General features: G+C 67.8%; 28 protein-coding genes, 1 other RNA gene and 6 pseudogenes. 15 read left to right on the forward strand and 20 right to left on the reverse strand.

All coding sequences use genetic code 11. The annotated features are described in order from the left end of the window. Window positions 1-340 precede the first annotated feature (340 nt). Window positions 341-1,360, forward strand: coding sequence for a hypothetical protein (locus tag ACHMW8_RS15535; RefSeq protein ID WP_125156409.1), 1,020 nt, complete (start codon window positions 341-343; stop codon window positions 1,358-1,360). A 64-nt stretch (window positions 1,361-1,424) separates the two neighbouring features. Further along, complete coding sequence (locus ACHMW8_RS15540) at window positions 1,425-1,850, forward strand: hypothetical protein (RefSeq protein ID WP_395443037.1); 426 nt, start codon at window positions 1,425-1,427, stop codon at window positions 1,848-1,850. Here the strand turns inward: ACHMW8_RS15540 and ACHMW8_RS15545 are convergent. From ACHMW8_RS15545 to ACHMW8_RS15560, 4 genes and pseudogenes are all read right to left on the reverse strand, one after another. After that, entirely contained in the window at window positions 1,847-2,359 is a 513-nt protein-coding gene (locus ACHMW8_RS15545) for a dihydrofolate reductase (protein ID WP_395443038.1), read from the reverse strand. The genes ACHMW8_RS15540 and ACHMW8_RS15545 overlap by 4 nt on opposite strands. 10 nt (window positions 2,360-2,369) lie before the next feature. Continuing rightward, window positions 2,370-3,209, reverse strand: coding sequence for a thymidylate synthase (locus ACHMW8_RS15550; protein ID WP_395443039.1), 840 nt, complete (start codon window positions 3,207-3,209; stop codon window positions 2,370-2,372). 101 nt (window positions 3,210-3,310) lie between these two features. Further along, window positions 3,311-4,261 (reverse strand): SH3 domain-containing protein, encoded by a 951-nt coding sequence (locus ACHMW8_RS15555; protein WP_395443040.1) that lies wholly within the window; start codon window positions 4,259-4,261, stop codon window positions 3,311-3,313. A gap of 81 nt (window positions 4,262-4,342) precedes the next feature. Further along, a pseudogene (locus ACHMW8_RS15560) lies at window positions 4,343-4,904 on the reverse strand (DUF924 family protein). A gap of 106 nt (window positions 4,905-5,010) precedes the next feature. Between ACHMW8_RS15560 and ACHMW8_RS15565 the strand changes: the two are divergent. From ACHMW8_RS15565 to ACHMW8_RS15585, 5 genes are all read left to right on the forward strand, one after another. Further along, the gene (locus ACHMW8_RS15565; RefSeq protein WP_395443041.1) at window positions 5,011-5,877 is read left to right on the forward strand and encodes an RcnB family protein; all 867 of its coding nucleotides are present in this window, start codon (window positions 5,011-5,013) and stop codon (window positions 5,875-5,877) included. Between the two features lie 253 nt (window positions 5,878-6,130). Next, complete coding sequence (ilvC, locus tag ACHMW8_RS15570) at window positions 6,131-7,150, forward strand: ketol-acid reductoisomerase (RefSeq protein ID WP_125156415.1); 1,020 nt, start codon at window positions 6,131-6,133, stop codon at window positions 7,148-7,150. A gap of 103 nt (window positions 7,151-7,253) precedes the next feature. After that, window positions 7,254-7,613 (forward strand): ArsR/SmtB family transcription factor, encoded by a 360-nt coding sequence (locus tag ACHMW8_RS15575; RefSeq protein WP_395445989.1) that lies wholly within the window; start codon window positions 7,254-7,256, stop codon window positions 7,611-7,613. Window positions 7,614-7,747: 134 nt separating this feature from the next. Continuing rightward, complete coding sequence (locus ACHMW8_RS15580) at window positions 7,748-8,074, forward strand: SRPBCC domain-containing protein (RefSeq protein WP_395443042.1); 327 nt, start codon at window positions 7,748-7,750, stop codon at window positions 8,072-8,074. A gap of 109 nt (window positions 8,075-8,183) precedes the next feature. Continuing rightward, window positions 8,184-8,765, forward strand: coding sequence for a YceI family protein (locus ACHMW8_RS15585; RefSeq protein ID WP_125156418.1), 582 nt, complete (start codon window positions 8,184-8,186; stop codon window positions 8,763-8,765). 19 nt (window positions 8,766-8,784) lie between these two features. Here ACHMW8_RS15585 and ACHMW8_RS15590 read toward each other — a convergent pair whose 3' ends face one another. Beyond that, the gene (locus ACHMW8_RS15590) at window positions 8,785-9,600 is read right to left on the reverse strand and encodes a CAP domain-containing protein (protein ID WP_395443043.1); all 816 of its coding nucleotides are present in this window, start codon (window positions 9,598-9,600) and stop codon (window positions 8,785-8,787) included. A gap of 54 nt (window positions 9,601-9,654) precedes the next feature. Here ACHMW8_RS15590 and ACHMW8_RS15595 point away from each other — a divergent pair, with 54 nt between their 5' ends. Continuing rightward, window positions 9,655-10,215, forward strand: a complete 561-nt coding sequence (locus ACHMW8_RS15595; RefSeq protein WP_125156420.1) for a nucleoside 2-deoxyribosyltransferase — start codon at window positions 9,655-9,657, stop codon at window positions 10,213-10,215. A 6-nt stretch (window positions 10,216-10,221) separates the two neighbouring features. Here ACHMW8_RS15595 and ACHMW8_RS15600 read toward each other — a convergent pair. Further along, window positions 10,222-10,966, reverse strand: a pseudogene (locus ACHMW8_RS15600) (tRNA1(Val) (adenine(37)-N6)-methyltransferase). Window positions 10,967-11,064: 98 nt separating this feature from the next. Between ACHMW8_RS15600 and ACHMW8_RS15605 the strand changes: the two are divergent. From ACHMW8_RS15605 to ACHMW8_RS15615, 3 genes are all read left to right on the forward strand, one after another. Further along, a complete protein-coding gene (locus ACHMW8_RS15605) occupies window positions 11,065-12,075 on the forward strand; it encodes a polyprenyl synthetase family protein (RefSeq protein WP_199743411.1) in 1,011 nt (336 codons plus the stop codon). Continuing rightward, window positions 12,075-12,668, forward strand: a complete 594-nt coding sequence (locus ACHMW8_RS15610) for a hypothetical protein (protein WP_395443044.1) — start codon at window positions 12,075-12,077, stop codon at window positions 12,666-12,668. Before ACHMW8_RS15605 ends, ACHMW8_RS15610 begins: the two co-directional genes overlap by 1 nt. A 96-nt stretch (window positions 12,669-12,764) precedes the next feature. Beyond that, the gene (locus ACHMW8_RS15615) at window positions 12,765-13,151 is read left to right on the forward strand and encodes a YccF domain-containing protein (RefSeq protein WP_125156424.1); all 387 of its coding nucleotides are present in this window, start codon (window positions 12,765-12,767) and stop codon (window positions 13,149-13,151) included. On the opposite strand, the gene ACHMW8_RS15620 is transcribed toward ACHMW8_RS15615, so the two are convergent. The 5 genes and pseudogenes from ACHMW8_RS15620 to fumC form a co-directional block, all read right to left on the reverse strand. Then, a complete protein-coding gene (locus tag ACHMW8_RS15620; protein WP_395443045.1) occupies window positions 13,148-13,456 on the reverse strand; it encodes a CcdB family protein in 309 nt (102 codons plus the stop codon). The genes ACHMW8_RS15615 and ACHMW8_RS15620 overlap by 4 nt on opposite strands. Further along, entirely contained in the window at window positions 13,457-13,699 is a 243-nt protein-coding gene (locus tag ACHMW8_RS15625; RefSeq protein WP_125156426.1) for a type II toxin-antitoxin system CcdA family antitoxin, read from the reverse strand. 74 nt (window positions 13,700-13,773) lie between these two features. Then, window positions 13,774-14,358 carry a phytanoyl-CoA dioxygenase gene (locus tag ACHMW8_RS15630; protein WP_395443046.1) on the reverse strand — a complete coding sequence of 195 codons (585 nt, stop codon included), beginning with the start codon at window positions 14,356-14,358 and terminating at the stop codon, window positions 13,774-13,776. Between the two features lie 2 nt (window positions 14,359-14,360). Beyond that, complete coding sequence (locus ACHMW8_RS15635) at window positions 14,361-14,813, reverse strand: GNAT family N-acetyltransferase (protein WP_395443047.1); 453 nt, start codon at window positions 14,811-14,813, stop codon at window positions 14,361-14,363. 7 nt (window positions 14,814-14,820) lie between these two features. Further along, window positions 14,821-16,213 (reverse strand): annotated as a pseudogene (fumC, locus tag ACHMW8_RS15640) (class II fumarate hydratase). Between the two features lie 86 nt (window positions 16,214-16,299). On the opposite strand from fumC, the gene ACHMW8_RS15645 reads away from it, so the two are divergent. Further along, complete coding sequence (locus tag ACHMW8_RS15645) at window positions 16,300-16,839, forward strand: DUF1697 domain-containing protein (protein ID WP_395443048.1); 540 nt, start codon at window positions 16,300-16,302, stop codon at window positions 16,837-16,839. A gap of 34 nt (window positions 16,840-16,873) precedes the next feature. After that, window positions 16,874-17,260: pseudogene (locus ACHMW8_RS15650) on the forward strand (RusA family crossover junction endodeoxyribonuclease); the annotation flags it as partial. Here ACHMW8_RS15650 and ACHMW8_RS15655 read toward each other — a convergent pair. From ACHMW8_RS15655 to ACHMW8_RS15690, 8 genes and pseudogenes are all read right to left on the reverse strand, one after another. Then, window positions 17,231-17,618, reverse strand: a pseudogene (locus tag ACHMW8_RS15655) (hypothetical protein). The pseudogenes ACHMW8_RS15650 and ACHMW8_RS15655 overlap by 30 nt on opposite strands. Window positions 17,619-17,703: 85 nt before the next feature. Next, window positions 17,704-19,845 carry a serine hydrolase domain-containing protein gene (locus ACHMW8_RS15660; RefSeq protein WP_395443049.1) on the reverse strand — a complete coding sequence of 714 codons (2,142 nt, stop codon included), beginning with the start codon at window positions 19,843-19,845 and terminating at the stop codon, window positions 17,704-17,706. A 79-nt stretch (window positions 19,846-19,924) separates the two neighbouring features. After that, window positions 19,925-20,699, reverse strand: a pseudogene (locus ACHMW8_RS15665) (C13 family peptidase). Window positions 20,700-20,709: 10 nt separating this feature from the next. Continuing rightward, window positions 20,710-21,183, reverse strand: coding sequence for a PaaI family thioesterase (locus ACHMW8_RS15670; RefSeq protein WP_395443050.1), 474 nt, complete (start codon window positions 21,181-21,183; stop codon window positions 20,710-20,712). Window positions 21,184-21,196: 13 nt separating this feature from the next. Further along, window positions 21,197-21,682 (reverse strand): SspB family protein, encoded by a 486-nt coding sequence (locus tag ACHMW8_RS15675; protein ID WP_395443051.1) that lies wholly within the window; start codon window positions 21,680-21,682, stop codon window positions 21,197-21,199. Between the two features lie 193 nt (window positions 21,683-21,875). After that, window positions 21,876-22,240: a transfer-messenger RNA gene (ssrA, locus tag ACHMW8_RS15680) on the reverse strand. Between the two features lie 9 nt (window positions 22,241-22,249). Next, window positions 22,250-22,489 carry an Atu4866 domain-containing protein gene (locus tag ACHMW8_RS15685; protein ID WP_395443052.1) on the reverse strand — a complete coding sequence of 80 codons (240 nt, stop codon included), beginning with the start codon at window positions 22,487-22,489 and terminating at the stop codon, window positions 22,250-22,252. Then, on the reverse strand, window positions 22,486-22,641 hold the full coding sequence (locus ACHMW8_RS15690) for a hypothetical protein (protein ID WP_199743412.1): 156 nt from the start codon (window positions 22,639-22,641) through the stop codon (window positions 22,486-22,488). Before ACHMW8_RS15690 ends, ACHMW8_RS15685 begins: the two co-directional genes overlap by 4 nt. A 186-nt stretch (window positions 22,642-22,827) precedes the next feature. Here ACHMW8_RS15690 and ACHMW8_RS15695 point away from each other — a divergent pair, with 186 nt between their 5' ends. After that, window positions 22,828-23,736 carry an AraC family transcriptional regulator N-terminal domain-containing protein gene (locus ACHMW8_RS15695; protein ID WP_395443053.1) on the forward strand — a complete coding sequence of 303 codons (909 nt, stop codon included), beginning with the start codon at window positions 22,828-22,830 and terminating at the stop codon, window positions 23,734-23,736. Between the two features lie 93 nt (window positions 23,737-23,829). After that, window positions 23,830-24,489 carry an aquaporin gene (locus ACHMW8_RS15700; RefSeq protein ID WP_395443054.1) on the forward strand — a complete coding sequence of 220 codons (660 nt, stop codon included), beginning with the start codon at window positions 23,830-23,832 and terminating at the stop codon, window positions 24,487-24,489. Here ACHMW8_RS15700 and ACHMW8_RS15705 read toward each other — a convergent pair. After that, window positions 24,467-25,303 (reverse strand): hypothetical protein, encoded by an 837-nt coding sequence (locus ACHMW8_RS15705; protein WP_395443055.1) that lies wholly within the window; start codon window positions 25,301-25,303, stop codon window positions 24,467-24,469. The two genes, ACHMW8_RS15700 and ACHMW8_RS15705, sit on opposite strands and share 23 nt — an antisense overlap. Window position 25,304: the final 1 nt, after the last annotated feature.

The raw sequence follows: 25,304 nt of genomic DNA on the forward strand, positions 1-25,304 counted from the left end.
CCCTGACACCTCTGAGCGGGTGTTGGGGATCACTATAAACGCTCGTTTGAACCTGGCGAGGGTTCCGTTCGGCGAACCGTGTCATGAGCGCCACATCAACCGGCGCGCGTGCTCGAACGGCGTTCTCGGGGCTTGTCGCGAGTCGATGCCTGTGGGATCAGCCAGCCTCGAAACCAGCTCCGGGAGCCGATCCGCCGCATGAAACTCGTCGCCGCACAGACCAACGCACCGCCGAAGGCGGGTTGGCGCGCGCCGTCGAATTCGCGCCGCCGATCCACCGCTCGCCCCTTGCGCATCTACCGCTAGCCGCGGCCGCTCCGGCCGCCGCCGGAGCTCTTCAATGACCGTCCTGTCTCTCGCGAGTACGACCTCCGTCGCCTCGCCCCTGCTACGCTTGATCGCGCCGGCCTATGCCGATGTGCTGGCCGCCCTGTGGCCCGCGCCCCATACCGCCTTCGTCACCGCGCCGGCGGCGCGGCGGCACCTGATCTGCCTGATGCTGGCCGCCGAGCCTCACGGCGGTCCCCCGATCGACGTCGTCGGCCTGATGGACCTGTCGCTGCGAAAGGCCATCGCGCTCGCCCTGGAGGACGCCGCGCCCGCCGGTCTGCGCCGGGCGCTGGAGCGCCTGGGCGAGATCGCCTGGGCGTCGGAGGACTACCGCGCGCTGGTGCATCTGCTGGCCGACCCCGCGCCGGCCAAGACCCTGCGCCACGCCGACGCGATCACCCCGGACCTGGTCCGCGCCCTGGCGGCGCTGCCGGCCGACCTGCGCGAGGTCGGCGGGGTGGCCCTGCGCGTCAGCCCCGCCCAGGCCGCCCTGCTGGCCGAGGCCCACGCGGTGCTGAAGAAGCGCCTGTCGCCGGAACTGCTGGCCCAGCGGATCGCCGCCTGGGGTCATGTCCCGACGCCCAAGGCGCTGTTCACCCTGGTGGCCGAGGACTTCCGCCGCGAACTGCCCCCACCGCCCCATCCGGGCACCGAGCGCCTGCGGCCGCTGGAGACGGTCGCGGCCATCCGCGACGCGGCCCGCCGCTACCGCAACTGCCTGGCCAACTATGTCGACTACGCCGTCGACCGGCAGAGCGCGATCTACGAGTGGCTGCCCGCGCCGGGGGCGGTGGTCGAACTGACGCCCGACACCTTCTTCGGTTGGCGGCTGGACCAGGCGCGGCTGGAGAACAACAAGTCGGTCGACGAGGCCACCCGCGAGGCCATCGTCGCCGAGCTGCGCGGCATGGGCGTCCATGTCGGCCGTAGCGCCTGGCAGATCCGCCGGGCCCTGGAGCGCGCCGCCTCGCCGAAGTTCGAGCTGGAAACGGTGGACGCGGCGATCGCCGACTACTTCACCGACGACTGAGGCCTTGCGCCCGCCACGATTTCGCGGTGAGCGTGGGGTGAAGTACGGACAAGGGATTCTGGGTATGCGGGTATCTGTGGTGGCCGTCGCGGCGGTGGGCGTGATGCTGACGGCCTGCGCGGCCATGCCCTCCCTGCCGTGGTCGAAGTCGGCGGCGATGCCGACGCGGCCAAGCTGCCCGGCGATGAAGACCGAGCAGTGGAAGCCGATCGTCGAGGGCGCGGTCCACAAGACCTTCGACCGCGATCTTCAGAAGCGCTTCGGCGACACCGGCGTCCATTCGCGGATCGCCTGGAGCAAGACCGACAAAGGCGATACCGTGATCACCGCCCAGCGGATCGGCCCGGCCAAGTACGCCATGCCCGATGTCGGCAAGGGCGGTGAGGTCGAGGTCGTCTTCCAGGCCTGCACGGGCAAGTACTTGAAGACGCACAAACGGGCCGAGCTCGAGAAGAAGCCGCGTCCGCTGGCGACAGAACCGGCGAACTAGCGCCGCTCCAGCACCCGGAACACGAAGGCATGGTCGTCGCCTTCGCCGGCGGGGTGCGTCTCGCGACGGACTTCGGTCCAGGCCGCCTCGTCGAAGTCAGGGAAGCGGACGTCGCCCTCCACCTCGGCGGCGACCTCGGTCAGGTACAGGCGCTTGGCCTTGGGCAGGGCCAGCTCGAACAGGGCGTGGCCGCCGATCACGCAGACCTCCTCGACCCCGTCGTCGGCTGCCTGCTCCCGGGCGATCTGCACCGCCTCCATCCAGGTCTCGCAGACCACGGCGCCCGCGGCCTCGAAGCTCTGGTCGCGGGTCAGGACGATGTTGGTGCGGCCGGGCAGGGGCTTCCTGGGCAGGCTTTCCCAGGTCTTGCGGCCCATGATGATCGGCTTGCCCAGGGTATTGGCCTTGAACAGAGCCAGATCCGACTTCAGCCGCCAGGGAAGGTCGCCGTCACGACCGATAACGCCGTTGGCGGCGCGGGCGACGACGATGGCGAGGATCGCGCTCATGGGAGACCGATCAAACCGAGACCTCGGCCTTGATGTGCGGGTGGGCCTGATAGCCTTCCAGGGTGAAGTCCTCGTAGTCGAAGGCGAACAGGTCGCGCTTGTCGGCGATCTTCAGGGCCGGGAAGGGATAGGGCTCGCGGGTCAGCTGTTCGCGGGCCTGGTCCAGGTGGTTCAGATAAAGGTGCGCGTCGCCGAAGGTGTGGACGAACTCGCCCGGCTCCAGGCCGACGACCTTGGCGACCATCAGGGTCAGCAGGGCGTAGCTGGCGATGTTGAACGGCACGCCCAGGAACACGTCGGCGCTGCGCTGGTAGAGCTGGCAGGACAGCTTCCCATCGGCGACGAAGAACTGGAACAGGCAGTGGCAGGGCGGCAGGGCCATGTCGTCGACATCGGCCGGGTTCCAGGCCGTGACGATGTGGCGGCGGCTGTTGGGATTGGTCTTCAGGTTCTCGACGAGGTTGGCGATCTGGTCGATCAGGCGACCGTCCGGAGCCGCCCACGAGCGCCACTGCTTGCCATAGACCGGGCCGAGGTCGCCGTTGTCGTCGGCCCACTCGTCCCAGATGCGCACGCCGTTGTCCTTGAGATACGCGATGTTGGTGTCGCCCTTCAGGAACCACAGCAGCTCGATGAAGATCGAGCGCAGGTGCAGTTTCTTGGTGGTCAGGACCGGGAAGCCCTTGGCCAGATCAAACCGGATCTGGCGACCGAATACGCCGAGCGTGCCGGTGCCGGTACGGTCGCCACGCTGGACGCCGTTCGCCAGGATGTCGGCGAGAAGGGCCAGGTACTGCCGCTCGGGATGATCGGCGGCGGCTTTGGGGGCGTCGAGGACGGCGGTGCTCATGATGGACACAGAGTGCCGCCGAATCGAAACGCCCGCCAGTACGAGCCTGACGGGCGTCCACAATCGATCGTCATTTCTCCCCGTTTTTCGGGAGCTTGGCCTTACTTGCTCGGCGCCAGACCCGTGTTCAGCACCCAGCCGACATTGTCGTTCTCGTCGGCCACTTCCCACCACAGGTCCTGCTGCTTGCCCGTCGGATAGACGATGGCGCCGGCGGGGAGGGTGCGGATCAGCTTGCCGCCGGCGACCGGGGTGGCGCGCATGGCGACGGGGCGCTGGGCGGCGAAGGTCTTGGTCGGCGCGGCCGCGGCGGCCGGGCCGCCCTCGGCCAGCAGGCCCAGATCGCCGATCATCTTCGAATAGGCGTTGATGAACGACAGGGTGACGATGCGGCCGATGTCGGTGTCCTCGTAGCCGCCGCCGACCGCGCCGGCGAAGCCCAGGCCGCCGCCCGCGCCCCAGCCGATATCGTTCTTCACCGCATAGCCTTCCGACACCGACATGGTCTCGGTGGTGCGGACATTGGTCAGCGACAGGACGGTGTTGGCTTCCAGCTTCTTGGTCTTGATGCCGCCGACCAGGCCGCCGACGCGACCGCCGATGATGCCGCCGAGGGCGCCGGCCACGGCGCCGCCGCCGACATTGCTGTTGCTGCCCTGGACCTCGGCGACCAGCACGTAGTCGGCCGCCTTGACCTGGCCCTGGCCAACATTGGAGCCGCGCTGCAGGCCAAGATTGCCGCCGATCTCACGCTCCTTCTGGGCCGCGCCCAGGCCGGCGCCCCGGTCGACCAGGTTGAAGCAGCCCGAGCGCTGGACGATGGCGCGGAGCACCTTCTGCGGCGAGGCGAGGTTGTACTGGGTCCAGCCGCTGGAATCGTCGCCGTCGACGATCGACAGCGTGCCCAGCTTGCGGGCGCAGCGCGGGACCTCCGCCGAGGCCTGCGTCTGCATGGTCTGGCCCTTGCTGGCCTTGGCCTGGGCGAAGACCGTGACAGGCGTCAAGGTGGTCAGCGCCAGACCAACGGCAAGCGCGCTACGGAAGGCTTTCATACGTGGTGTTCCCCGGTGTGTCCCCGAATTTGAGGCGTCACCCTACAGGCGAGGGACGGTCGCGCCAAGATTGAGAGGGGGTTAACCGGCGAACCCGCCCTCGTCGAGAAACTCCTGCTCAGCCTCGGTGGTCTTGCGACCAAGGCCGGCGTTGCGGTGGGGGAAGCGACCAAAGCGGGCGATGATGTCGCGATGGATGATCGCGAACTTCATCGAACTCCTCATCGCCGGTGTCGGCCTGGAGGGCGGCGAACAGCTGGACGCTGAGCTCCTGGTCGACCAGCGACTCGGAGTGCTCGAACGGCAGGTAGAAGAACGGTCGCAGGTCCGCGTCGATGGCCGGATCCGTGTCATGACCCGCGGCGATGGCCTCGTGGGCGAACATCCGGGCCAGCGGGTCGGTGGCGAAGGCGTGCGGGGTGTTGCGGTACATGTTGCGGGGGAACTGATCGAGCAGGATCAGCAAGGCCAGCGAGCCCAGGGGCGTCTCGGTCCACCTGTCGTAGCGACGCATGGACGCGCGGTAGTGGGTCTGCTCGAATTTCAGGGCGATGGCGCTGTCGAAGGCGGGGTCCTTCTTGAACCACTTCTTGGGCCCGGCTCCGCGCCAGAAGGCGACGATGTCGTTGTAGTGCGCGCTCATCAAGGCCCTCACGCGTTCTTCGTTCAAGCACGGTTCATCGGGCGAGTCCGACACTGCTATCAAGGGACAAGCCCGGGCCGCGCTTCAAGGCCCTTCGGAGCAAGAAATGAAACGTCTGATCACGACCGCCCTGGCGCTTTCGCTGCTGGGCGGCGCGGCGGCCGAGGCCGGAGCCGCCGCCGGGGTGGTGGCTCAGCGACAACAGTTCGCCCAACGCGATCACGGCGATGGCGGTCCCAGGGGGGATCGCGGCGGTGACGGCGGCTGGAACCGCAACGGCGGGGGCGAACGCCCGCAATCTCAGCCTCAAGCGCAGCCCCAGGCCCAGCCGCGTAGCGACGGCGGCGGCTGGAACCGTGGCGACCGCCCGCAAACCCAACCGCAACAGCAGCCCCAGCCTCAGCCTCAAGCCCAACAACCGCAGAACAACGGCGGTTCGGGTTGGAACCGTGGCGGCAATGACAACCGGAGCGGCTGGAATCGCGGCGACGACCATCGCGGCCGGCCCGACCGCAACGACAATCGTGGCGACCGTCCGGGCAATTGGGACCGCAATGACAACCGGGGCGGCTGGGATCGCAACGACAACAACCGTTGGGACAACAATCGCTGGGATGGCAACCGTGGCGGCTGGGATCGAAACGACCGTCGTCCCGGCCAGGGTCAGTACCGCGATCGTGACCGCGGTCGCCACCAGTACGACCGCGGCTACTACCGCCCCAGCTATCACGCGCCTCAACGCTACAGGGCCCCGGCCTACCGCTACCCCAGCGGCTGGTACGCGCGCAGCTGGTCGTTCGGCGACTACCTGCCGGGCGGCTGGTATGGCAGCTCCTACTATCTGAACTGGGGCGCGTACGGCCTGCCGTTGCCGCCGATCGGCTGCGAGTGGGTCCGGGTCGGCGACGACGCCTTGCTGGTCGATATCTGGAGCGGCCAGGTCCTGAGCGTCTATTACGACCTTTTCTGGTAGCGAAAATCCTCACTCCCCGCAGGTGAGGAGACCAGCGTGGCGGACGGGCGGGCCTGATGGCTCGCCCGTCTTTTCGCCGTCGGCATGGCGCACGACCGCGCGAGCGCCTAGAACGAAGCCGCGAAGGCCTCGGCTTTTCGGCGTTCTGTCGGCTTCGCCTTGACGAAACGGCAAAAAAACGCTCAAACGCCCGGCCTTTGTCGCTCCGCCGTTGCGCGGGGTGGCCAAATTGACCAGTCCTTGGAGATAAAACATGCGCGTCTATTATGATCGCGACGCCGACCTCGCCCGCATCTTGGACAAGAAGATCGCGATCGTAGGCTATGGTTCGCAAGGTCATGCCCACGCGCTTAACCTTCGGGACTCGGGCATCAAGAACGTGGCCGTCGCCCTGCGCGCTGGCTCGCCGACCGCCAAGAAGGCCGAAGGCGAAGGCCTGAAGGTCATGACCGTCGCCGAGGCCGCCGCCTGGGCCGACCTGATCATGATCCTGGCGCCCGACGAGCATCAGGCCGCGATCTACAAGCACGAGATCGCCCCCAACATCCGTGACGGCGCGGCCCTGCTGTTCGCCCACGGCCTGAACGTTCACTTCGGCCTGATCGAGCCGAAGGACACCATCGACGTCCTGATGGTCGCGCCGAAGGGCCCGGGCCACACAGTGCGCGGCGAGTACCAGAAGGGCGGCGGCGTGCCCTGCCTGATCGCGGTGCACCACAACGCCACTGGCAACGCCCTCGACCTCGGCCTGGCCTACGCCTCGGCCATCGGTGGCGGCCGCTCGGGCATCATCGAGACCAACTTCCGCGAAGAGTGCGAGACTGACCTGTTCGGCGAACAGGCCGTCCTGTGCGGCGGCACCGTCGAGTTGGTTCGCGCCGGCTTCGAAACACTGGTGGAAGCCGGCTACGCGCCGGAAATGGCCTATTTCGAGTGCCTGCACGAGCTGAAGCTGATCGTCGACCTCATGTACGAAGGCGGTATCGCCAACATGAACTACTCGATCTCGAACACCGCCGAGTACGGCGAGTACGTCACCGGCCCGCGCATCATCACGCCGGAAACCAAGGCCGAGATGAAGCGCGTGCTGGAAGACATCCAGTCGGGCAAGTTCGTGCGCGACTTCATGCTGGAAAACCAGGTGGGCCAGCCGAGCTTCAAGGCGACCCGTCGCCGCGCGGCCGAGCACCAGATCGAGGAAGTCGGCGGCCGCCTGCGCGGCATGATGCCCTGGATCGCCAAGAACAAGCTGGTCGACCAGGCTAAGAACTAAGCTTCACGACCCATCAGATCCCACGAAGCCCTCGGCCCTCCCAGGCCGGGGGCTTTTCGTTTTGGGCTTGCGGGCGAGGGATTGGCGCCTAATGGTGAACTATATGGTTCAGTATTCAGCTGTCCGCCTCGACGCCTCGTTTGCCGCGCTATCGGACGCCACCCGCCGTGGCGTCCTGGAGCAGCTGGGGCGTGGGGAGGCTTCGATCACGACGCTGGCCGAGCGGTTCGACATGACCCTCACGGGCATGAGGAAGCACGTCAGCGTGTTGGAGCAGGCGGGTCTTGTGGTCACCGAGAAGGTCGGGCGCGTGCGGACCTGCCGGCTCAGCCCTGCGCGGCTGGAAGAGGAAGCCGCGTGGATCGAGCGCTATCGCCGCCGCTGGGAGCTGCGCTTCGAGGCGCTGGACGAGGTCGTCGAAGAATTGAAACAGAGGGAAAGTCAGAATGTCCGCGAAGAATGAGACGAGGGTGGAGCGCAAGTCCGACGTGGAACTGGTGGTCACCCGCCTGTTCGATGGCCCGACGCACATCGTGTTCGAGGCCTGGAGCAAGGCGGAGCTGTTTCAGCGCTGGTGGGTCCCCGAAGACTCTGGGCGTGCCGCTGCGGGCCTGCGAGATGGATGTCCGCACGGGTGGCGGCTACCGCCTGGAGTTCGGGCTGGACGCGGCCAATTCTATGGCCTTCTTCGGCAAGTACATCGAGGTGACGCCGCCCTCGAAGATCGTCTGGACCAACGAGGAGGCCGGCGAGATCACGGTGACCACCGTCACCTTCGATGATCAGGGCGGCAAGACTTTGCTGACCTTCAGCGAGCTCTATCCCAGCAAGGAAGCCTGCGACGAGGCCATCACCGGCTCCGCCGCCGGCCTGCCCGAACAGTTCGAGCAACTGGACGCGTTACTGGTCGAGCTGGCGGCCTGATCGGCGTGAAGCCCTCGGCTTGGACCGGGGCTTCGTTTCCCGCTTGCGCGGTCGCCGGGCGCGGGGAAAAGTCCAAGCCGGTCCCGTCGGGGGACGGAGGAACCGTTTCATGAAACGCCTGCTCGCCGCCATCGCCGCTGGCGCGGCCCTGACGGCCGCCGCCGCGCCCGCCTTCGCCGCCGAGGTCGCCTACAAGCTCGACACCGCCCATACCGAGACCAGCTTCTCGATCGACCGCTTCGGATTCACCTCGATCCTCGGCATCTTCGCCAAGTCGGAAGGCACGATCTGGCTTGATGAGGCCGCGCCGGAGAAGTCGCGCGTCGAGGCCACGGTTTCCGTCGACAGCCTGCTGACCGCCAACCCGACCCGCGACGAGCACATCAAGGGCGAGCGCTGGCTGAACGCCGCCAAGAGCCCGACCATGACCTTCAAGTCGACCAAGGTGGTCAAGACCGGCGCCGACACGGCCAAGGTCACCGGCGACATGACCATCATGGGCGTGACGCAACCGGTCACCCTTGACGTCAAGCTCAACAAGATCGGCACGGGTCCGATGGGGCCCAAGAAGATGGCCGGCTTCACCATCACCGGCTCTATCAGCCGCAAAGCGTTCGGCAGCGCCGGCGGCGCGGGCGCGATCGGCGACAACGTCGCGATCCGCATCGAGACGCTGGCGGTGGCGCAATAGAGCTGCTGGGGTAGTGCTGCTACCCCAGTACGAACACCGGGCCCCAGGCCACCTCGTAGCGATGCTCACCGGTCGACAGGTGCGGGCGCAGCTGCCAGGCGCCGGGGGGCAACGCGCTTTCCGGACGTCCCTCGACATAGGTCGTGGTCAGGACTTCGCCGCCGGGTTCGGATACCGAGAACTGCTGGATGGCCGGGGCCGCATGCGACAGAGCCGCGGCGATCGCCTCGGCCGAGGCCACCCGCAGCGGCGCGGGACCAGCCAGGCGCGCGGCGACCTCCGCATAGGCTCCGACCGCGATGACGCGCTGGCCCTGGCGGTAGACGCCGTAGCCGACATGGGTGAAGCCTGGGGCCAGCAGATTGGCGCGGTGGCCGGGGCTGGTTCGCCACTGCTCCATGATCTGGTCGGGCCGCACGACGGTGGCGACGTTGCGGCGCATGGCGATGTTCTCGCCCGGCGCGCCGACCAGGTCGCGGGCCAGCAGGCCGACGCGGCCCGCCGGGGAGTAGCCCTCGCGGGTCATATGGTCGAAGTCGCCGGTCACGGCCATGTCGGCGGCATGGGCGCGGGCCGCCAGGGCCAGGCCCTTGTCCCAGGCCAAGGCGCGCGGGCCCTGGCGGCCGCGGAAGATGTTGTTGAGGTCGAACAGGGTCTGCTCGAAGTCGGCGTCGAAATCGCCGCCCTCGGGCGGGTCAGCCAGCAAGGCTCTCAGGCGGCGGTCATAGGCGATCCACGGCTGGGGCGAAGCGGCCAGCCCGGACGTGGTGAAAAGGGGCGCGGCGACCAGGGCCAGGCCGCCGGTCAACAAGGTTCTGCGCGCGATCGACGCCATTGAGTTCTCCGACATACATTGACAGCGAGGGTCCGGGACCAGACCTAAGAGGGTATGCGCCCAGTCCGTTCCCTTTGGCTCGCCGGCCCTGAATCGTGGCTCCCCGACAGCGAAGCCCAGGCGGCGCGTCAGCGCGCCCTGTGCCTGGAGGCTGGCCTGGAAGCCATTGTTCCCGCCCGCCTGCCGCCCGGCGAGGGCGGCGACGAGATGGCGGCCCGGGAATTCTACGCCGCCCGCATGGCGCAATTGCGCCAGGCCGACGCGGCCGTCGTCAACCTGACGCCGTTTCGCGGCCCCTCGGCCGACACCGCGACGGTGTTCGAGGCGGGCGTGCTGGCGGGCCTGGGCCGGCCGATCTTCGCCTATCTCAATGTCACCAGCGAGGTCCAGGCCGAGTATGTCGCCCGGGTCGACACCCTGCTGGGCGCGACCCTGGACGCCACGCGGATCTGGCGCGACGGCGACGGCTGCGTGGTCGAGGACAACGGCCTGCCGGAGACCGTCATGCTGTGGGGCGAGGCCCGGCGGCTGTTCGTGATCGTCACCCAGGACCCGCTGCGAGACCTGACCGGGCTTGAGCTGTGCCTGGGAGCCCTGGCGCTCTACGCCGAGTAGGACGCCTCACCAATCCAGCGCCGCTTCCCCGCGCAGAATCGCCTCGGCTTCGGCCGAATGCTTGCCGCCCGCGCGATCATGCAGGACCAGCGGCGGCAGCAGGACCAGCGGCGCCTTTCCCGTCTTGATCGCCCGGACGATCACCCGCTTGGCCGGGACGTCGGCGAAGGGCGCGATCGGGCGGATGCGGAACGAGCCGGCCTTTGGGGCCAGCTGTTCAAGAAGATCGGCCAGGCGGTCGGCGCGGTGGATGATCGTGATCGTCCCGCCCTCGCGCACGGCCTTCAGGCAGAAGCCGGTCCAGGCGGCCAGTCCGCCGTCGGCCATCCAGGCGCCGCTCTTGGCAGGGGCGGGGGCGCGCAAGGCGGCCGGGTCGTCGAAAAACGGGGGATTGGTCATCACCGCGTCGAAAACCGGCAGGGCCAGGGCGCGAAAGCCAGCCTCGACGTCGCCCTCGACCACGCTGACGCGGTGATCCAGGCCATTGAGCGCGGCGTTGCCGGCAGCCAGGGCGGCGGCGGCGGAATCACGCTCCACGCCCTGGAAGAGCGAACTCGGGCCGGCGAGTCGCGGCGGCCAGCAGGGCGCCGCCGACCCCGCAGCCGGGCTCGATCACGCGCTGGCCGGGCAGGGCGTCGCAGGCGGCCGCCAGCAGGGCCGCGTCCATGCCGGCCCTGTACCCGTCGGGCTTCTGGCGCAGCCGCACGCGGCCTCCCAGAACCCGATCCTCCGTCACCTGCTGATCGTCCAATGCTTTCTAGGCCTTGTGCTCGCCTTGACCGTGACCTATCCCGCCACCATTGTCCCTCGCAATGGTTCGTGGGGGGCCGCCGTAAGGAGATCATGGTCTTGGACGTAGCCGCAGCGACCCTCACCCGTAAGCCGGGTTCGGTGGATCGTCTCGTGCGCCTCGCCGAGGCCGACATGAAGGGCGTCAACGCCCTGATCACGGACCGGATGCAGAGCGATGTGCCGATCATCCCGGCCCTGGCCGAGCATCTGATCGCCGCCGGCGGCAAGCGTCTTCGCCCGTTGCTCACCGTGGCCGCCGCACGCCTGGCCCAGTCGGACAACGACCACTGCCTGAAGCTGGCCGCGGCCGTCGAGTTCATCCATACCGCGACCCTGCTGCACGACGACGTGGTCGACGGCAGCCAGCTGCGCCGCGGCAAGGTCGCCGCGCACCTGATCTGGGGCGCGGCGCAGAGCGTGCTAGTGGGCGACTTCCTGTTCGCCCGCGCCTTCGAGCTGATGGTCGAGACCAACTCGATGAAGGCGCTGGAGATCCTGGCCCGCGCCAGCCGCGTGATCGCCGAGGGCGAGGTGCTGCAGCTGATGCGCAGCCACGACCTGAACCTGTCGCAGGCCGTCTATCTCGAGATCATCCAGGCCAAGACCGCCGAACTGTTCGCCGCCGCCTCGGAGGCCGGCGCTGTATCGGCCGGGGTCGACGCCGCCCGGACCGACGCCCTGAAGGCCTATGGCCTGAATCTCGGCCTGGCCTTCCAGCTGGTCGACGACGCGCTCGACTACGGGGGCACGACCGAGACCCTGGGAAAGAACGCCGGTGACGACTTCCGCGAAGGCAAGGCGACCCTGCCGCTGCTGCTGGCCATCGCCCGATCGGGGCCCCGCGAGGCGGAATTCTGGGAGCGCGCCATCGGCCGCCGCGAACAGACCGAGGCCGACTTCCGCCGCGCCCGCGAGTTGATCGTCGGCTCGGGCGCCCTGGACGCCACGCTCGACCTGGCCGCCGACTATGCCGACAAGGCCAAGGCGGCGCTGGCGATCTTCCCGGCCAACGATTGGCGCGAGGCGCTGGAAGACCTGGCCGATTTCGCGGTCAGTCGCAGGACCTGATGTTCAAGCGGAAGTCATCCTACGGCGGGCTTCCTCCGGTGCGGCCTGGCCAGACCCTGCCGCGTCTCCAGACCATTGTCGCGTCGTCGCCGGAAAATCCTGGCGGCGATCCGAACATCCGGCCGCATGAGGCCGGAGAAGTCGCCGGCAAGGTGATCGGCGGCGGCCTCGGCCTGCTGATTGGCGCCTTGCTGATCATTCTGATGCTGGGCCCGATCCTGTGGGCGCCCGTCTGGGCCGGTCTGCGCGTCGCGCGGCTCGTCCCTGGCCCGCTGTGGGCTTGTCTGGCGGGCCTGACCGTCGGCGTCGTGGCTGCGCTCGTCCAGGCATGGCTGCTGATTCAGCGCAGCCCGATCGTGCGCTATCCGGTCGTGGCGTTCTTCGCCTTGATCTGGGTCGGGGGCCTGTGGCTGGAGTTCACCTCGCCGCGGCACGATTGGATCACCACCGCGCCGGCCCTGCGCATGCCGGGGACCTGGGGCTGGGTGCTGATCGGCGTCGGGACCGTGCTCTATGCCGGCGTCTACCTTCTGACGCTCAGCCGCTTTGGCAAGGGACGCTGGGCGCGCAAGTGGCAGCTGATCAAGTCCTAGCCCTGAGGTGAATTCGCCGTAACGCTCTTCACAGAAAGGGCGGGCGGGGCCACGTCTAGGGCCGGGGCGCTTTGCCTTTGCTGGGGACTTTTGGACGTGATCCGTTTCATCCTGAACGTGCTGTGGTTCTTCTTCGGCGGTCTGGTCACCGGCCTGGGCTGGCTTCTGGCCGGCGTGCTGCTGGCGATCACCATCGTGGGCCTGCCTTATGCGGGCGCGGCCTTCCGCATTGCCGGCTTCGCCTTCTGGCCGTTCGGCAAGGAGATCGTCGTCCGCGAGGTCGGCCTGGGCTCTGGGCCGCTGGGCGTGGTCCTGAACGTGATCTGGTTCATCCTGGCCGGCTGGTGGCTGGCCCTGGGCCACGTGGTGGTCGCCGTCGCCGAGGCGATCACGATCATCGGCATCCCGTTCGCGATCAAGGACCTGCAACTGGCCTACATCGCCCTGGCGCCCATCGGCCGGGACGTGGCGCGGGTCGACTAGAAGCCGGTGAACAGGCGGTCGAGCGCGCGACGGATGGCGTCTTCGTGCTCGACTGCCGAACCGACCTGGCGACGCAGATCCGTCTGACGGATCGCGATCATGCCGGTCACGCTGATGAGCAGACTTTCATCATCGCGTTCCAATGGGATTTCGAATGCGGTGACAGGCGCCGTCCTGCCTCTCAGAACCGGCGCGACGATCGCTTCGGTCAGTCCGGTCGCATAGTGCGACGAGAGGACGAGCACGAACGGCACGGCCGCCCGCATCGCGGAAATCGGGTTCTCGTACAGATCGAACTGGCGCACTCACCAGGTCCGCAGATGATCCGAGAGAAGGCCGTGCTCTTCGATGAAGAGATTGTGCTCCTTGATCGCTTCGGCGTTTTCCTCGGCCCACCGCCGGGCTCGTTCCTCTGCGCCGGCCGGGTCGACCTTCTGCAGATGCAACCGCAGCTGCGTCTCGCTCATGCCTGAGACGGAAATGCCCAGCCGCTTGGCCTGGACCAGCAGTTCGGGGTCGATGCCGAGGTCGAGTTCGGGCGCGTCCATGGGCGGAGCATATCGCGGTTTAGGTCGACGGGAAATCAGACGGTCGCGCGCCGGCGGAATGGCCAGTCGATTCTTCAGCCGACACCTAGCCATTCCAAGCCGCCTGGCAAATCGAAATCGGCGTAGTCGACCTGCAGCACGCGTCGCCGGCGCGGCGGCTCGGCGCGGTCAGAAGCGTGCAGGATCGGTGTCGAATAGGCCCAGACGTCGGCGGTGTCCGCCAGGCAGACCAACTGGCGCAGGGCTTCGGCCTCTCGCGTCGCCGCCTCGGCCGGGACACGCCCCAGGCGATGGGAGCCGAGCGCGACGTGCAGGACGCCGTCCTTGGTCGACCAGGGGCCGAAACCCTCGACCTCACGACGCTCCCGCACCGGGATCACGCGATCCTGGTGCCAGGCGACGATCCAGTTGGCCTCGGGCGTCTTGTCGAACATCACCGCGCGGACGGGGCGGGCCGCGCTGGACGTCAGGCGGGCCGCCAAGGCTCCGACGGGGCCGTTGGACGCCAGTATCGAGTCGAGCGCGACATCGCCGCGCAAGCGGGCCCCTGGGCGCGCGCCGATGGCGTCATTGGCGAGGGCGCGTAGCGCCTCGATATGCGGCTTGGAAAGCAAATCGGCGGCAAGAACAGCGCCGTCGCGCTCGAGCGTCTCGCGCATCGTCAGGTCTTCCGCATCACGTGGGTCCAGGGCCCGCTGGTGTCCGGAACAAACCCCTGCGCCTCCCAGAATGGGCCGGCGGCTTCGGAGGCCCTGGCGTTGACCGTCAGCAGGCCGACGCTGTCGAAACCCTCATGGATCAGGGCCGCGGCGAGGGCGCTGGCCACGCCCCGGCGGCGCATCGCTGGCCGGACGTAGAAGCGGCGCAGGCGACGGGCCGGCTCGGGAGCGGCGGGTTCGACGCTGAGCGCGCCGATCCCCGCCAACTCTCCCACGAGGAACGCGGCGAGGATGGCCTCGCCGTCGTCTTGGAAGCGTGCGCCGCGCGCCTGGTCTTTTGGCGCCCAGCCGTCCGCCAGCAGGGCCATGTTGCGCACGCCTTCGTCGGAGGCCTCGGCGATCAGGTCGTCGAAGCCATCCGGCAGCTCGTCGAAGAGGCGAACGAGCTGGAGCAAGTCAGCCTCAACCGGGCGAGACCATCTTTTCCGGGCGGACGTACTGGTCGAACTCCTCGTTCGTCAGATAGCCGCCGCCCACGGCTTCCTCGCGCAGCGTGGTGCCGTTCTTGTGCGCCGTCTTGGCGATCTTGGCGCAGATGTCGTAGCCGAGGCGGCCGTTCAGGGCCGTGACCAGCATCAGGCTGTTCTCGACGCCCTTCTTGATGTTGTCGACGCGCGGCTCGATGCCGACGACGCAGTTGTCGGTGAAGCTGATCGCCGCGTCGGCCAGCAGTCGGACCGACTGCAGGAAGTTATAGGCCATCACCGGATTGTAGACGTTCAGTTCGAAGTGGCCCTGGCTGCCGGCGAAGGTCAGGGCGGCGTTGTTGCCGAACACCTGCACGCAGACCTGGGTGAGGGCCTCGCACTGGGTCGGATTGACCTTGCCCGGCATGATCGACGAGCCCGGCTCGTTTTCCGGCAGCGACAGCTCGCCGAGGCCGGCGCGCGGACCCGAGCCCAGGAAGCGGATGTCGTTGGCGATCTTGAACAGGCTGGCGGCGACGGTGTTGATCGCGCCGTGGCTGAAGACCATGGCGTCGTGCGCGGCCAGGGCCTCGAACTTGTTCGGGGCGGTGGTGAACTCAAGACCGGTGATCGCGGCGATGGCCTCGGCCACGCCTTCCGCGAAACCAATGGGGGCGTTCAGGCCGGTGCCGACGGCGGTGCCGCCCTGGGCCAACTGCATCAGCTTGGGCAGGGTGCTTTCGATGCGCTCGATGCCGTTGGCGACCTGCTGGGCATAGCCGCCAAATTCCTGGCCCAGGGTCAGGGGCGTCGCGTCCTGGGTGTGGGTGCGGCCGATCTTGATGATGTCGGCCCAGGCCTTGGTCTTGGCTTCCAGGGCGGCGTGCAGGTGCTTCAGGGCCGGCAGCAGGTCGTGGACGATCTGTTCCGCGCAGGCCACGTGCATGGCCGTCGGATAGGTGTCGTTCGATGACTGGCTCATATTGACGTGGTCGTTGGGGTGGACGGGCTTCTTGCTGCCCATCTCGCCGCCCAGCATCTCGATCGCGCGGTTCGAGATCACCTCGTTGGCGTTCATGTTCGACTCGGGTGCCCGAGCCGGTCTGCCAGACGACCAGCGGGAAGTGGTCGTTCAGCTTGCCGTCGATCACCTCGTTGGCGGCCGCGATGATCGTCTCGGCGATCTTGGCGTCCAGCTTGCCCAGCTTCAGGTTGGTCTCGGCGGCGGCGCGCTTGACGATGCCCAGGGCGCGAACGACCGGCAGGGGCTGCTTCTCCCAGCCGATCTTGAAGTTGCCCAGGCTGCGCTGGGCTTGCGCGCCCCAATAGCGGTCAGCGGCGACTTCGATCGGGCCAAAGGTGTCGGTCTCGATGCGCGTGGCGGTCATGCGGCGATCTCCGGAAAAACGGTCGAGCGCGGTCTAGACCTTGAGCGGCGAGAGGGCAATGTTCGCAAGCGCGAAGGAGACCCCGCATGATCCCCTATTTGGCGCTGCCCCGTTCGATCAACACGGGCAAGCGCAAGGTGCTGAAGGAAGACCTGCTGGGCATCGCCAAGGACGTCGGCTTCACGGAGGCCAAGACCTATCTGGCCAGCGGTAATCTCCTGCTTTGGGGGGAGCATGAGGGCGGGGCCGCGCTGGAGCAGGTGCTTGAAGACGCCCTTGAGGCCCGCATCGGCCTGCGCACCGACTTCATGGTTCGCTCGCCGGCGGACCTGCGGGCGATCATCGACGGCAATCCGTTCAAGGCCGAGGCCGAGGACCATCCCAGCCACCTGATCGTCACTTTCCTGAAGGCGCCTTTGCCGAAGGGCGACGAAGAGATCCTGAGAGCGGCGAACACCGGACCGGAGCGGTTCGCGGTCGCGGCGCGGGAGCTCTATATCGACTTCCCGATCAGCATCGCCGACTCGCTGCTGGATCGGGATTGGAAGAAGACGAAGCGCAATCCGGTCGGCACGACGCGGAACTGGAACACCGTGCTAAAGCTGGCCGAAATGATGGGCGCCTAGGCGCTCGGTCCCCCAGGCTCAAGGTTGTGAAAGCTTGTTCGAAGACGACTGGACCCACCACGGCAAGGTCCGCGCCCGCGAGGCCGGAGGCGAACTGACCATCGTGGTCGACGGGCTGACCACCCAGGGCAAATACTACAAGCCGCTGATCTACGAGTTTTTCCGCAAGTCGTGGCGCGGCTCTCGCCCGGCCTGGGGCGAATTCAGCGTCGAGATCGGCATGGAATATCTGGGCGAGCCGCCGTGGATGGACCTCGACAACCTGGCCAAGGCCCTCCTGGACGCCATCAAGGGCTACGCCTTTCACGACGACGCCCAGGTCGCCCGGTTGCTGGTCGAGCGGCGTCCGGGCGAGCGCGAGCGGATCATCATCCAGGTGCGGAAGCTGAACTCAAGCCTTATGCGGCGAACGCTCGAAGACTCGAGGCGGCCACGGCCACGTACAGCACCACCAGGAAGGCGCCGTAGCGGCCGACGCTGACGGGATCGCCCGACGGCATGATTTCGGCGTAGCGCGAGACCACCAGGCTCCCCGCGACAAGGCCGGGCGTCGAGAACAGGATCATCGCGAACAGACGGCGGCGGCGCGGCGTGTGCGTGAGCCGGGCGACCGCCTGGAAGGCGAACGTCACGGCGGCGGCCGCCGCGAACGCGTTGATCGCGTAGAACCAGAAGGCGCTTTCCAGAAGCCCTCCGCCGAAAGCGGCATAAAACAGGGTGGCCGCCGACCAGGCCGCCAGCCCCGTTCCCCCAAACGCCAGACCGTCCAGTTTTGACACGTCGCGTCTCCCTCGCTCGTCTCCCCAAACGGCGTTCTGCAAGCCAGGCGCCGGAAAATGAGCCGAGGAGCGGACGGTGACAGGACTAGCTTTTCGGCAGCAGGTAGCCCCACAGGCCCAGGAGCACGCTGAGCAGAACGAAGAGCAGGGCGGTGAAGGTGAAGGCCAGCTTGCGGCCGCTGCTCCAGCTGTCGACCCGCCGCCCGCCGCGCCAGACCATCGGCAGGGCGCCGAGGGTGAGAATGCTGAGCGCCGCGGCGACCAGGGCGCAGGCCGAGCCGCTGAGCAGCCAACCGGAGGGCCAGCCGAAGAACACGACGGTCTGGTCGGCGGCCTTGGCCGAGAACACGCCCATGCAGCCGGCCGAGATCAGCCACAGCACCGCCTGCATGGTCTGCATCTGGGCGGCGCGCGCCTGGACCGGGGTCTGGCGGGCCTCGCGGCGGTTGCGGAACAGGACGCCCAGGATGGTGGCGATGCTGGCCAAGCCCGCGATCACCGCTGTCCACTTCAGCAGGCTGGCTGACCGGAAGAAGCCGATCCGCTCATAGGTAGCGAAGCCGCGCGCGGCGTAGAAGCGCGACGGCCGGTCGCCATTGGCGTCGAAGACCAGCATCAGCGGCCCGTCGATAGCCTTGAACACGCCGGGGCGTTCGGTGCCGTTATAGAGGCTGCTGACGCCGCCCTCGGTCACGGTCAGGCGGCCATCGGCGGTGGCGCGGACATTGGCGCGGCCGGTGATGCGGTTGATGAAGCCCTCCAGCCCGCCATAGGCGCGGCGAGTGGTCAGGTAGTCGCCTTCATAGGCCTTGGCCTGCGCGTAGGTGATGGCGCTGTCGGCCGGGACGGCCGGGGCGGGGGCGTAGAAATGCTCGACGATGGTCGCGGGCAGAGTGGCGGGCAGGTTCGCGCCGCTGTCGGTATTGACCGAGACGAAGACGCCCAGGCCCAGATCCGGCACGATCACCATGTTGGAATGAAAGTAGAGCGTCGCGCCCTGATGGCCATAGCCGCGGCGATTGCCGGGCATCGGGCCGTCCTGGAAGCCGGCGTTCCAGCCAGCCGCTTCCGGAGCGGGGCGGTACATCGGAGTGCGGAAGGCCAAGGCGGTCTTGGGCGAGAAGATGGTCTTGCCGTCGATCACGCCACCGTTCAGCAGCAGGGTCATGTAGCGCGCCATGTCGCCGGCCGTGCTCGAGGCCGAGGCGGCGGGGGCCGCCTGGCCCATGAACTCGCGCGGCTGGGTCTTCCAGCCCATCGGCGTCCACGAGAAGCCGTCCGATAGGTCGGCGGCGAGGGCTCCGTTCATCGGCGCGGGCAGGCCGTCGCGCCACGGGCGCGCCTCACGGAAGGTGGTGTGGCGCATGCCGGCCGGCAGGATGATCTCCTCGCTGACCAACTGCTCGTAGGGCTTGCCGGTGACATTGGCGACCGCGGCGCCCGCCAGGGCCGCGCCATAGTTCGAATAGCTGGGCAGCAGCCCCGGCTCGCGCACCCGGCGCGGACGTTCCTGGCGCAGGTAGTCGGCCAGGGTGCGGACGCGGCTGGGATCGCGCTCGAACAGCTGGCCCATCGAACGGTCTTCGAACCCGCCGGTGTGGGTCATCAGGTCGCGCAGGCGCACCTGGGTCTTCTTGCCCTGGTCCTTCAGCTGCAGGGGTTCGGGCAGATAGAGATTCACCGGACCATCGAGGCGCATATGGCCTGACTCGATCTCGTTCATCAGGGTGATCCAGGTGAACGTCTTCGAGATCGAGGCGATGCGGAACAGGGTGGTATCGGGATCAACCGGCTTGCGCTGGCCCAGATTCGAAAATCCGTAGCCCTTTTTGAGCACCACCTGACCGTTCTGGACCACCGACAGGGTGACGCCGGCGATGTGGTCGCGGCTCATGGCGCGGCGGACGACGCCATCGACGAAGGCCTCCAGCTCCGGCGCCGACATGGGCGTATGGGGCGTGGGAGCCGGGATGGCGGGCGCGGTAGGCGCAGGCGTGGCGGCGACGGCCGGAGCCGCGACGGGCTTGGGCGGCGTGGCCGCCACGGTGGGGCGGGGGCGCACCCGGCGAGGGCGCAGGCTGTTATAGGGACGGGGGGCGGCGTTCAGCGTCGGTTCGTCGGCGACGGGCGGAGACGAGTCCTGGGCCCGCGCCTCAGATCCGGTGATAGACCATAGTGCGATGAAGGCCGCCGCGAGGGCGGCTGCGGGCGATACGCGCAACGTCAACGATGTCCCCTGGGCAAAGCGGAAGAACCCCTAGGGTTTGTGTAACGTGCTGGGCGCGGGGGTCAAACCCGATCACCGGTCAAGGTGGAGCCGGCTTGCCCCGATTGAACGCATAGAGCGGCAGCATCGGCCGCAGGGCCGGACCGATCCAGACCTGCGGCTCGGAGGCGGGCTCGGCCCCGGTCTCCTTTTCGCGGCGCGCCACGCAGGCCTGGACCCCCGCGCCCAGGGCCGCGAAGTCATGGGCGCTGGGCGCGGCCGACAGGAAGCAGTCGTCGAAATAGGGATACTTGTCGTCCACGCCGCAACCGAACGAGGCGCGGTCGGGCCGGGCGGCGGTCAGGATCAGGCGGTTGGTCTTCTGCAACGGCCCAACGAAGACGCCCGAAAAAACAGGCGGAAATCACCACCACGCTGGGCCGGTTGGGACAGGCGTCGTCCAGCAGGGCGGCCAGCAGTTGGGGGCGCAGCATCTGCCGGCCCAGAATCACGCCCTCCGGACTGCCGTGCGTGCTGATGTAGAACAGACACCCCGCCGCCGCCGTCGAAGCCCGAGTCTTGAGGGCCTCATAGACGGCCCGGGCTTCCGACTTGCCGGGCGTGTCGGCCGGATAGCGCTCGGGGCGCACCGAGAACTGCTGGATCGCGGCCTTGTCGAAGCCAAGGTCGACAAGGGTCTTGGAGACATCGCGGCGGGCGTTGTCGAAGGCTTCCGTCGGGGCGCCGGAGTGAGCGTGGAAGTCCCCGGCCACCACAACCGCCGCCCAATTGGCGAACGGTCCAGCCGCGCAAGCGGACGAGAGCGGCGCGAGCAGGAAAGCCAGAAGTTCAATGACCGCCGCCGCCCCCCGCATCGCTGCCTCCCTACTTCTTCTTGAAGTTGGCGAAGGGCGTTGGAATGGCCGTGCCCGTGGACGTGGCCAGCAGGCGCCCCTCGGAGTCGCGGAGCTCGCCCTCCATGAAACAGACCGTCCGGCCCCATTTGACCACGCGTCCGACGCCGCGCAATGACCCGGGCATGGTGGGGCGCAGGAAGCTGGTCTTCATCTCAAGGGTGGGAACCACGTGGGTCATGCCCGAAGTGATCATGCCGGCGACCGACATGCACTCGTCCAGCATGGCGCAGACGAAACCGCCCTGGATCTGACCCATCGGGTTGCACAGCAGCTCGGCGCGCGCCGTGAAACCGACCTCGACCTCGCGATCGGCTTGGCGCACGGCCAAGAGCTCGAAGCCCAGTGTCTGGGATCCGGTGGGCGCGTTCTTGGATGCGCGGAAGCGCGCGAGGATCGCCTCGTCGCTCAGGGTCTGGGGAGCGTCGGAGGCGACGTCGCTCATTTCTTGCGGGCGCTCATTTTTTCCGGAACTGGTCCAGGGAGACGATCTTGGGACCTTCCTCGCCGGTCGGGGCGGGGGTCTTGTCTTCGACCTCGGGTTCGGGCTCCGGCTCGTCCTCAATCACCTCGGGGGCGGAGAACTGCAGGGCGAACTGCACCGAGGGGTCATAGAAGCGGGTGAGGGCCGCATAGGGGACCGACAGGCGCTTGGGCTGGCCGCCGAATTTCAGGGTCACCGAGAAGAAGGTCTCGCCCGGCGCGAGGTCCCAATACTGGTGCTGCAGGACGATGGTCATCTCGTCCGGGTACTTGCCCAGCAGGTCCTGCGGGCCCGAGACGCCCGCCGCCTTGGTCTTGAAGGTGATATAAAGATGGTGAGGCTCGGGCAGTCCGCCGGGTGCGGCCGCCTTCTTCAAGGCCGCCTTGACCACGCCGCGCAGGGCGTCCTGGGCCATGGCCTCGTATTGCATGAGGTCTTCGGGCGGATTGGTCTGGGACATGCCTGGAGTCGATACTTCGAACTGAGAACGAAGCTTGGAACCTAGCGCGTCGAAGCGCCCACGCAAAGCGGGCGGCTGCGAATTCCGAACAAGCGCAATCGATGTCTTGGAAGGTGGAGGGATTCTGTTGGCAGGCTCCCCCATTCCCTTTCTGGAATGAATAGAGAGGAGGGAGCCCGGCGATGTCGTGGAAGGTGGAGGGATTCTGTTGGCAGGCTCCCTCCGGGCCCCGCCTAGGGATCTGAACCCCTAGGACTTAAGAGGCGAATTCACCTGCACCGCATTACGCGGCGACGGCGAACTCTTCAGCGAAGTTATCGTTCGCATTTAGAAAAATGACCCGAAACGGTGGATCAAGCCGAGGGAAAGCAGACACCTTTACACGTCTGTCGATGCTGATCGGCCCCATGCAGTCCCATGATAACTTGGGAGAGATTTGGTGGAGCCGCCGGGAATCGCACCCGGGTCCAGTCCGCTTATTACGTGCGCGTTTATCCCCATAGTCCGGCCGAAACCGGACATTTCCAGATAGGGGGTTCGACCCGCCAAGGGAAGGGCGGCGAAGGCTCAGGCCGCTCCCAGGTTCAGGCGGCCGTCGATCAACGTGCCGCTGATGACCGCGCCGTGGTCCTCGAACAGCTTCAGCCGCTCGCCGACCAGGACGTAGACGCCAGTGAAGACGTCAGGGAAGTCGGCTCGGGTCTCGATGAAGCGACCGTCGGCGCGCAGCTCCAGTGAAACGTGGCCGTCGGGCGACGTCCAGACGCCGGCGACGGGGATGTGGGGAACGATGGCGGACATCATCATCGGGCGATGCTCCATGAAGAGGAGGCGGCCGGAGCGGCCGAAACGGTCGGAAGGGCGGAGGTCATGGCGGTCAGCGCGGCCGTCCCGCCCAGCAGGGCGGCGACGAACCAGCGCGGAGCCGCCACGCCGCGTCGGGGCGTGTAGCGTCGCAAGGCGCACCTGAATTTTGGGGGTTGCCGCGTTGGGAAGCGGAACGAGGCCACTATGGCGCACAGGTCCGTCCAGCCGGTAGATCGATGCTCCGGCATGATTGCACGAAAATCCAGAACCGAACGGCGTCGCGTGACGGAGGATCGTGCAAGGCGTACGAATAGCCTCACTCGGAAAAGGGAAAATGCATGAGTACGCGCGAGGCCCTGGCCGCCCTGATTGAACGATTCGCGCCGGATGAGGGTCCGGTCGAGACCTGCTGCCCCAGGGTCAATCTCTACCGGGTCCACGCGCCGACGGAGCCCATGCACGCCGTCCACGACCCGTCCTTCTGCGTGCTGGCTCAGGGGCGCAAGCGCGTGCTGGTCGGCGACGCCGTCCACGAATACGACGACGTGAACTTCTTCCTGTCGTCGATCGACGTGCCGGTGGCCGGCCAGGTGATCGAGGCCTCGCCCGAGAAGCCCTATCTGGCCTTTCGCGTCGTGCTCGACGCCAACCTGATCAGCGAGATGATCATGGAGTGCGGCCTGGCCGCGCGGCTGGACGCCGCCGCGCCGCTGGTCGGCGGCATGTCGGCCGGGGCGATGACGCCGCAGTTGTTCGACGCCGCCTGCCGGATGGTCGGCCTGATGGATTGTCCAGAGGACGCCCCGATCCTCGCGCCGCTGATCGAGCGCGAGATGCTCTATCGCCTGCTGACCGGGCCGCAGGGCCCCCGGCTGGCCCAGATCGCCCGCCGCGACGGCCGCCTGCGTCAGGTCAACCGCGCCATCGGCTGGATCAAGCGCAACTTCGACCAGCCTTTCAGCATCGACGCCGTGGCCGACGAGGCGCGGATGAGCGCCTCAGCCCTGCACCAGCACTTCAAGGCGGTGACCTCGCTGTCGCCGCTGCAGTACCAGAAGCAGATCCGCCTGCAAGAGGCTCGCCGCCTGATCCTGGTCCAGCGGCTGGACGCGGCGACGGCCGGCCACACGGTCGGCTATGACAGCCCCTCGCAATTCAGCCGTGAGTACGCCCGCCTGTTTGGCGCGCCGCCCCTGAGGGATGTGGCGCGCCTGCGGGAGCAGCCGGAGCCTGTGGCTGGCGCTTAGAGGCAGTATAGATATTCTTGGACTCGCCGGTAGGATGCATATTAGTTCACTGTCTGCAGTGAACTTTATGAAATTCGATCGGGAGGGCTTGAAATGTCAAAAATTGTTGCCGAATTCATCGGAACATTTGCTTTGGTTCTATTCGGCTGCGGCGCGGCGGTTCTAGGGGGAGAACACGTCGGGCAGCTGGGCATCGCCTTGGCCTTCGGTTTCGCCATCATCGCTCTGGCGTATGGCATCGGTCCGGTCTCGGGCTGCCACGTCAATCCGGCGGTCAGTCTCGCGGCGTTCGTCGCGGGTCGAATGGGCGCCAAGGAGATGGTCCTCTACTGGATCGCCCAGTTTGTCGGGGCCCTGGCGGGCGCGGCGGTGCTCGCCTGTATCGCGGGAAGCACGACCAATCTGGGCCAGAACGGCTGGGGGGCGGGTTATCTCGGGGCCTATCCGCTGCACGCGGCCTTTGTCTTCGAGGTCGTGATGACGGCGCTTTTCGTCATCGTCATTCTCGGCGCGACCGGAGCCGACGCCGCGCCCGGTTTCGCTGGCCTGGGGATCGGCATCGCCCTGGCGGTGATCCATATCGTCGGCATCCAGGTCACCGGCGTCTCGGTCAATCCGGCCCGCAGTTTCGGTCCGGCGCTCTTGGCTGGCGGGCAGGCGCTGGCGCAGCTGTGGCTGTTCTTCGTGGCTCCCGCGATCGGGGCGATCCTCGGCGCGCTGCTCTACCGCTTCAAGATCCTGAAGGTCGGCTGACGTCCGCTGGCGGCTCGTCGTCCGGCGGAGGCGGGACGGCGGGCGGCTGGGGCCGGTCGGATGCGTCCGACCTCAATCGGCCTCCCGACGCCAGCAGGTCGTCATAGGCCCGCTGCTGGCGCGAGAAGTCGGCGCCTCGGGGCAGGACGGCGTCGAAGCGTGGGTCGCGTCCAACGGCCGCGCCGATCGCCGCCGATAGGATCCCGGCGATCGAACCGACCTCCGCGTCGTCGCAGGCGCGGCGCAGATGGCGGGCTTGGCCGGGGATGACCAGGGTCACGTCCCATGAGACGCCGTCGACGCAGACCGCCGACACCGCGCCGCCGCCATAGTCCACGATGACGGCGCGCGGCTGGCTCCAGGCTGGATCGGCGGAGACCGCTCTCAGCGCGGCGATCCGGGGCTCGGCCAATTCGGCGTTGATGTCGACCCGTCGGCCGATCTCCGGGGTGCAACAGCCCAGGCCGGCGCGCGCCTGGACGAAGGCGCGGCCGTCACGGCGCAGAGTCAGGCGGACGACGGCTTGCCGCACATCGCCGGCCGGACGGGCCCAGACCTCAAGGATCAGCTCGCCCTTGCGCAGCGCCTGGCTCTGCAGCGGGTGCAGGCCCCAGAGGCGGTAGAGCAGGGGCTCGACGCCATTGTCGATCGGGGTGGGCTGTTCGGTCTTGCCTAGCCGGCGGGCGTAGAGCGGATCCTGCTCGGCGGTCGGGCGTCGAACCTCCGGCGACCACCAGGTCGACGGATCGGATGGCGGCGGGGCCTGCTGGATGGCGAGGGCCAGGCCCGCGATCAGTCCGGTCAGGCCGCTCATT

Origin of the sequence: Caulobacter sp. UC70_42 (assembly GCF_044056025.1) — a bacterium.
Classification (GTDB): domain Bacteria; phylum Pseudomonadota; class Alphaproteobacteria; order Caulobacterales; family Caulobacteraceae; genus Caulobacter.

Bases quoted from the DNA above. Each gene is read 5' to 3' on its own strand.
- ACHMW8_RS15705 (WP_395443055.1), bottom strand. From the start codon at position 25,303: ATGAGCGGCCTGACCGGACTGATCGCGGGCCTGGCCCTCGCCATCCAG.
- ACHMW8_RS15575 (WP_395445989.1), top strand. From the start codon at position 7,254: ATGGTTCAGTATTCAGCTGTCCGCCTCGACGCCTCGTTTGCCGCGCTA.
- ACHMW8_RS15590 (WP_395443043.1), bottom strand. From the start codon at position 9,600: ATGGCGTCGATCGCGCGCAGAACCTTGTTGACCGGCGGCCTGGCCCTG.
- ACHMW8_RS15675 (WP_395443051.1), bottom strand. From the start codon at position 21,682: ATGTCCCAGACCAATCCGCCCGAAGACCTCATGCAATACGAGGCCATG.
- ACHMW8_RS15610 (WP_395443044.1), top strand. From the start codon at position 12,075: ATGTTCAAGCGGAAGTCATCCTACGGCGGGCTTCCTCCGGTGCGGCCT.
- ACHMW8_RS15585 (WP_125156418.1), top strand. From the start codon at position 8,184: ATGAAACGCCTGCTCGCCGCCATCGCCGCTGGCGCGGCCCTGACGGCC.
- ACHMW8_RS15645 (WP_395443048.1), top strand. From the start codon at position 16,300: ATGATCCCCTATTTGGCGCTGCCCCGTTCGATCAACACGGGCAAGCGC.
- ACHMW8_RS15685 (WP_395443052.1), bottom strand. From the start codon at position 22,489: ATGATGATGTCCGCCATCGTTCCCCACATCCCCGTCGCCGGCGTCTGG.
- ACHMW8_RS15565 (WP_395443041.1), top strand. From the start codon at position 5,011: ATGAAACGTCTGATCACGACCGCCCTGGCGCTTTCGCTGCTGGGCGGC.
- ACHMW8_RS15550 (WP_395443039.1), bottom strand. From the start codon at position 3,209: ATGAGCACCGCCGTCCTCGACGCCCCCAAAGCCGCCGCCGATCATCCC.
- ACHMW8_RS15630 (WP_395443046.1), bottom strand. From the start codon at position 14,358: ATGCGCGAGACGCTCGAGCGCGACGGCGCTGTTCTTGCCGCCGATTTG.
- ACHMW8_RS15535 (WP_125156409.1), top strand. From the start codon at position 341: ATGACCGTCCTGTCTCTCGCGAGTACGACCTCCGTCGCCTCGCCCCTG.
- ACHMW8_RS15545 (WP_395443038.1), bottom strand. From the start codon at position 2,359: ATGAGCGCGATCCTCGCCATCGTCGTCGCCCGCGCCGCCAACGGCGTT.
- ACHMW8_RS15700 (WP_395443054.1), top strand. From the start codon at position 23,830: ATGTCAAAAATTGTTGCCGAATTCATCGGAACATTTGCTTTGGTTCTA.
- ilvC (WP_125156415.1), top strand. From the start codon at position 6,131: ATGCGCGTCTATTATGATCGCGACGCCGACCTCGCCCGCATCTTGGAC.
- ACHMW8_RS15540 (WP_395443037.1), top strand. From the start codon at position 1,425: ATGCGGGTATCTGTGGTGGCCGTCGCGGCGGTGGGCGTGATGCTGACG.
- ACHMW8_RS15625 (WP_125156426.1), bottom strand. From the start codon at position 13,699: ATGGACGCGCCCGAACTCGACCTCGGCATCGACCCCGAACTGCTGGTC.
- ACHMW8_RS15695 (WP_395443053.1), top strand. From the start codon at position 22,828: ATGAGTACGCGCGAGGCCCTGGCCGCCCTGATTGAACGATTCGCGCCG.
- ACHMW8_RS15595 (WP_125156420.1), top strand. From the start codon at position 9,655: ATGCGCCCAGTCCGTTCCCTTTGGCTCGCCGGCCCTGAATCGTGGCTC.
- ACHMW8_RS15555 (WP_395443040.1), bottom strand. From the start codon at position 4,261: ATGAAAGCCTTCCGTAGCGCGCTTGCCGTTGGTCTGGCGCTGACCACC.
- ACHMW8_RS15670 (WP_395443050.1), bottom strand. From the start codon at position 21,183: ATGAGCGACGTCGCCTCCGACGCTCCCCAGACCCTGAGCGACGAGGCG.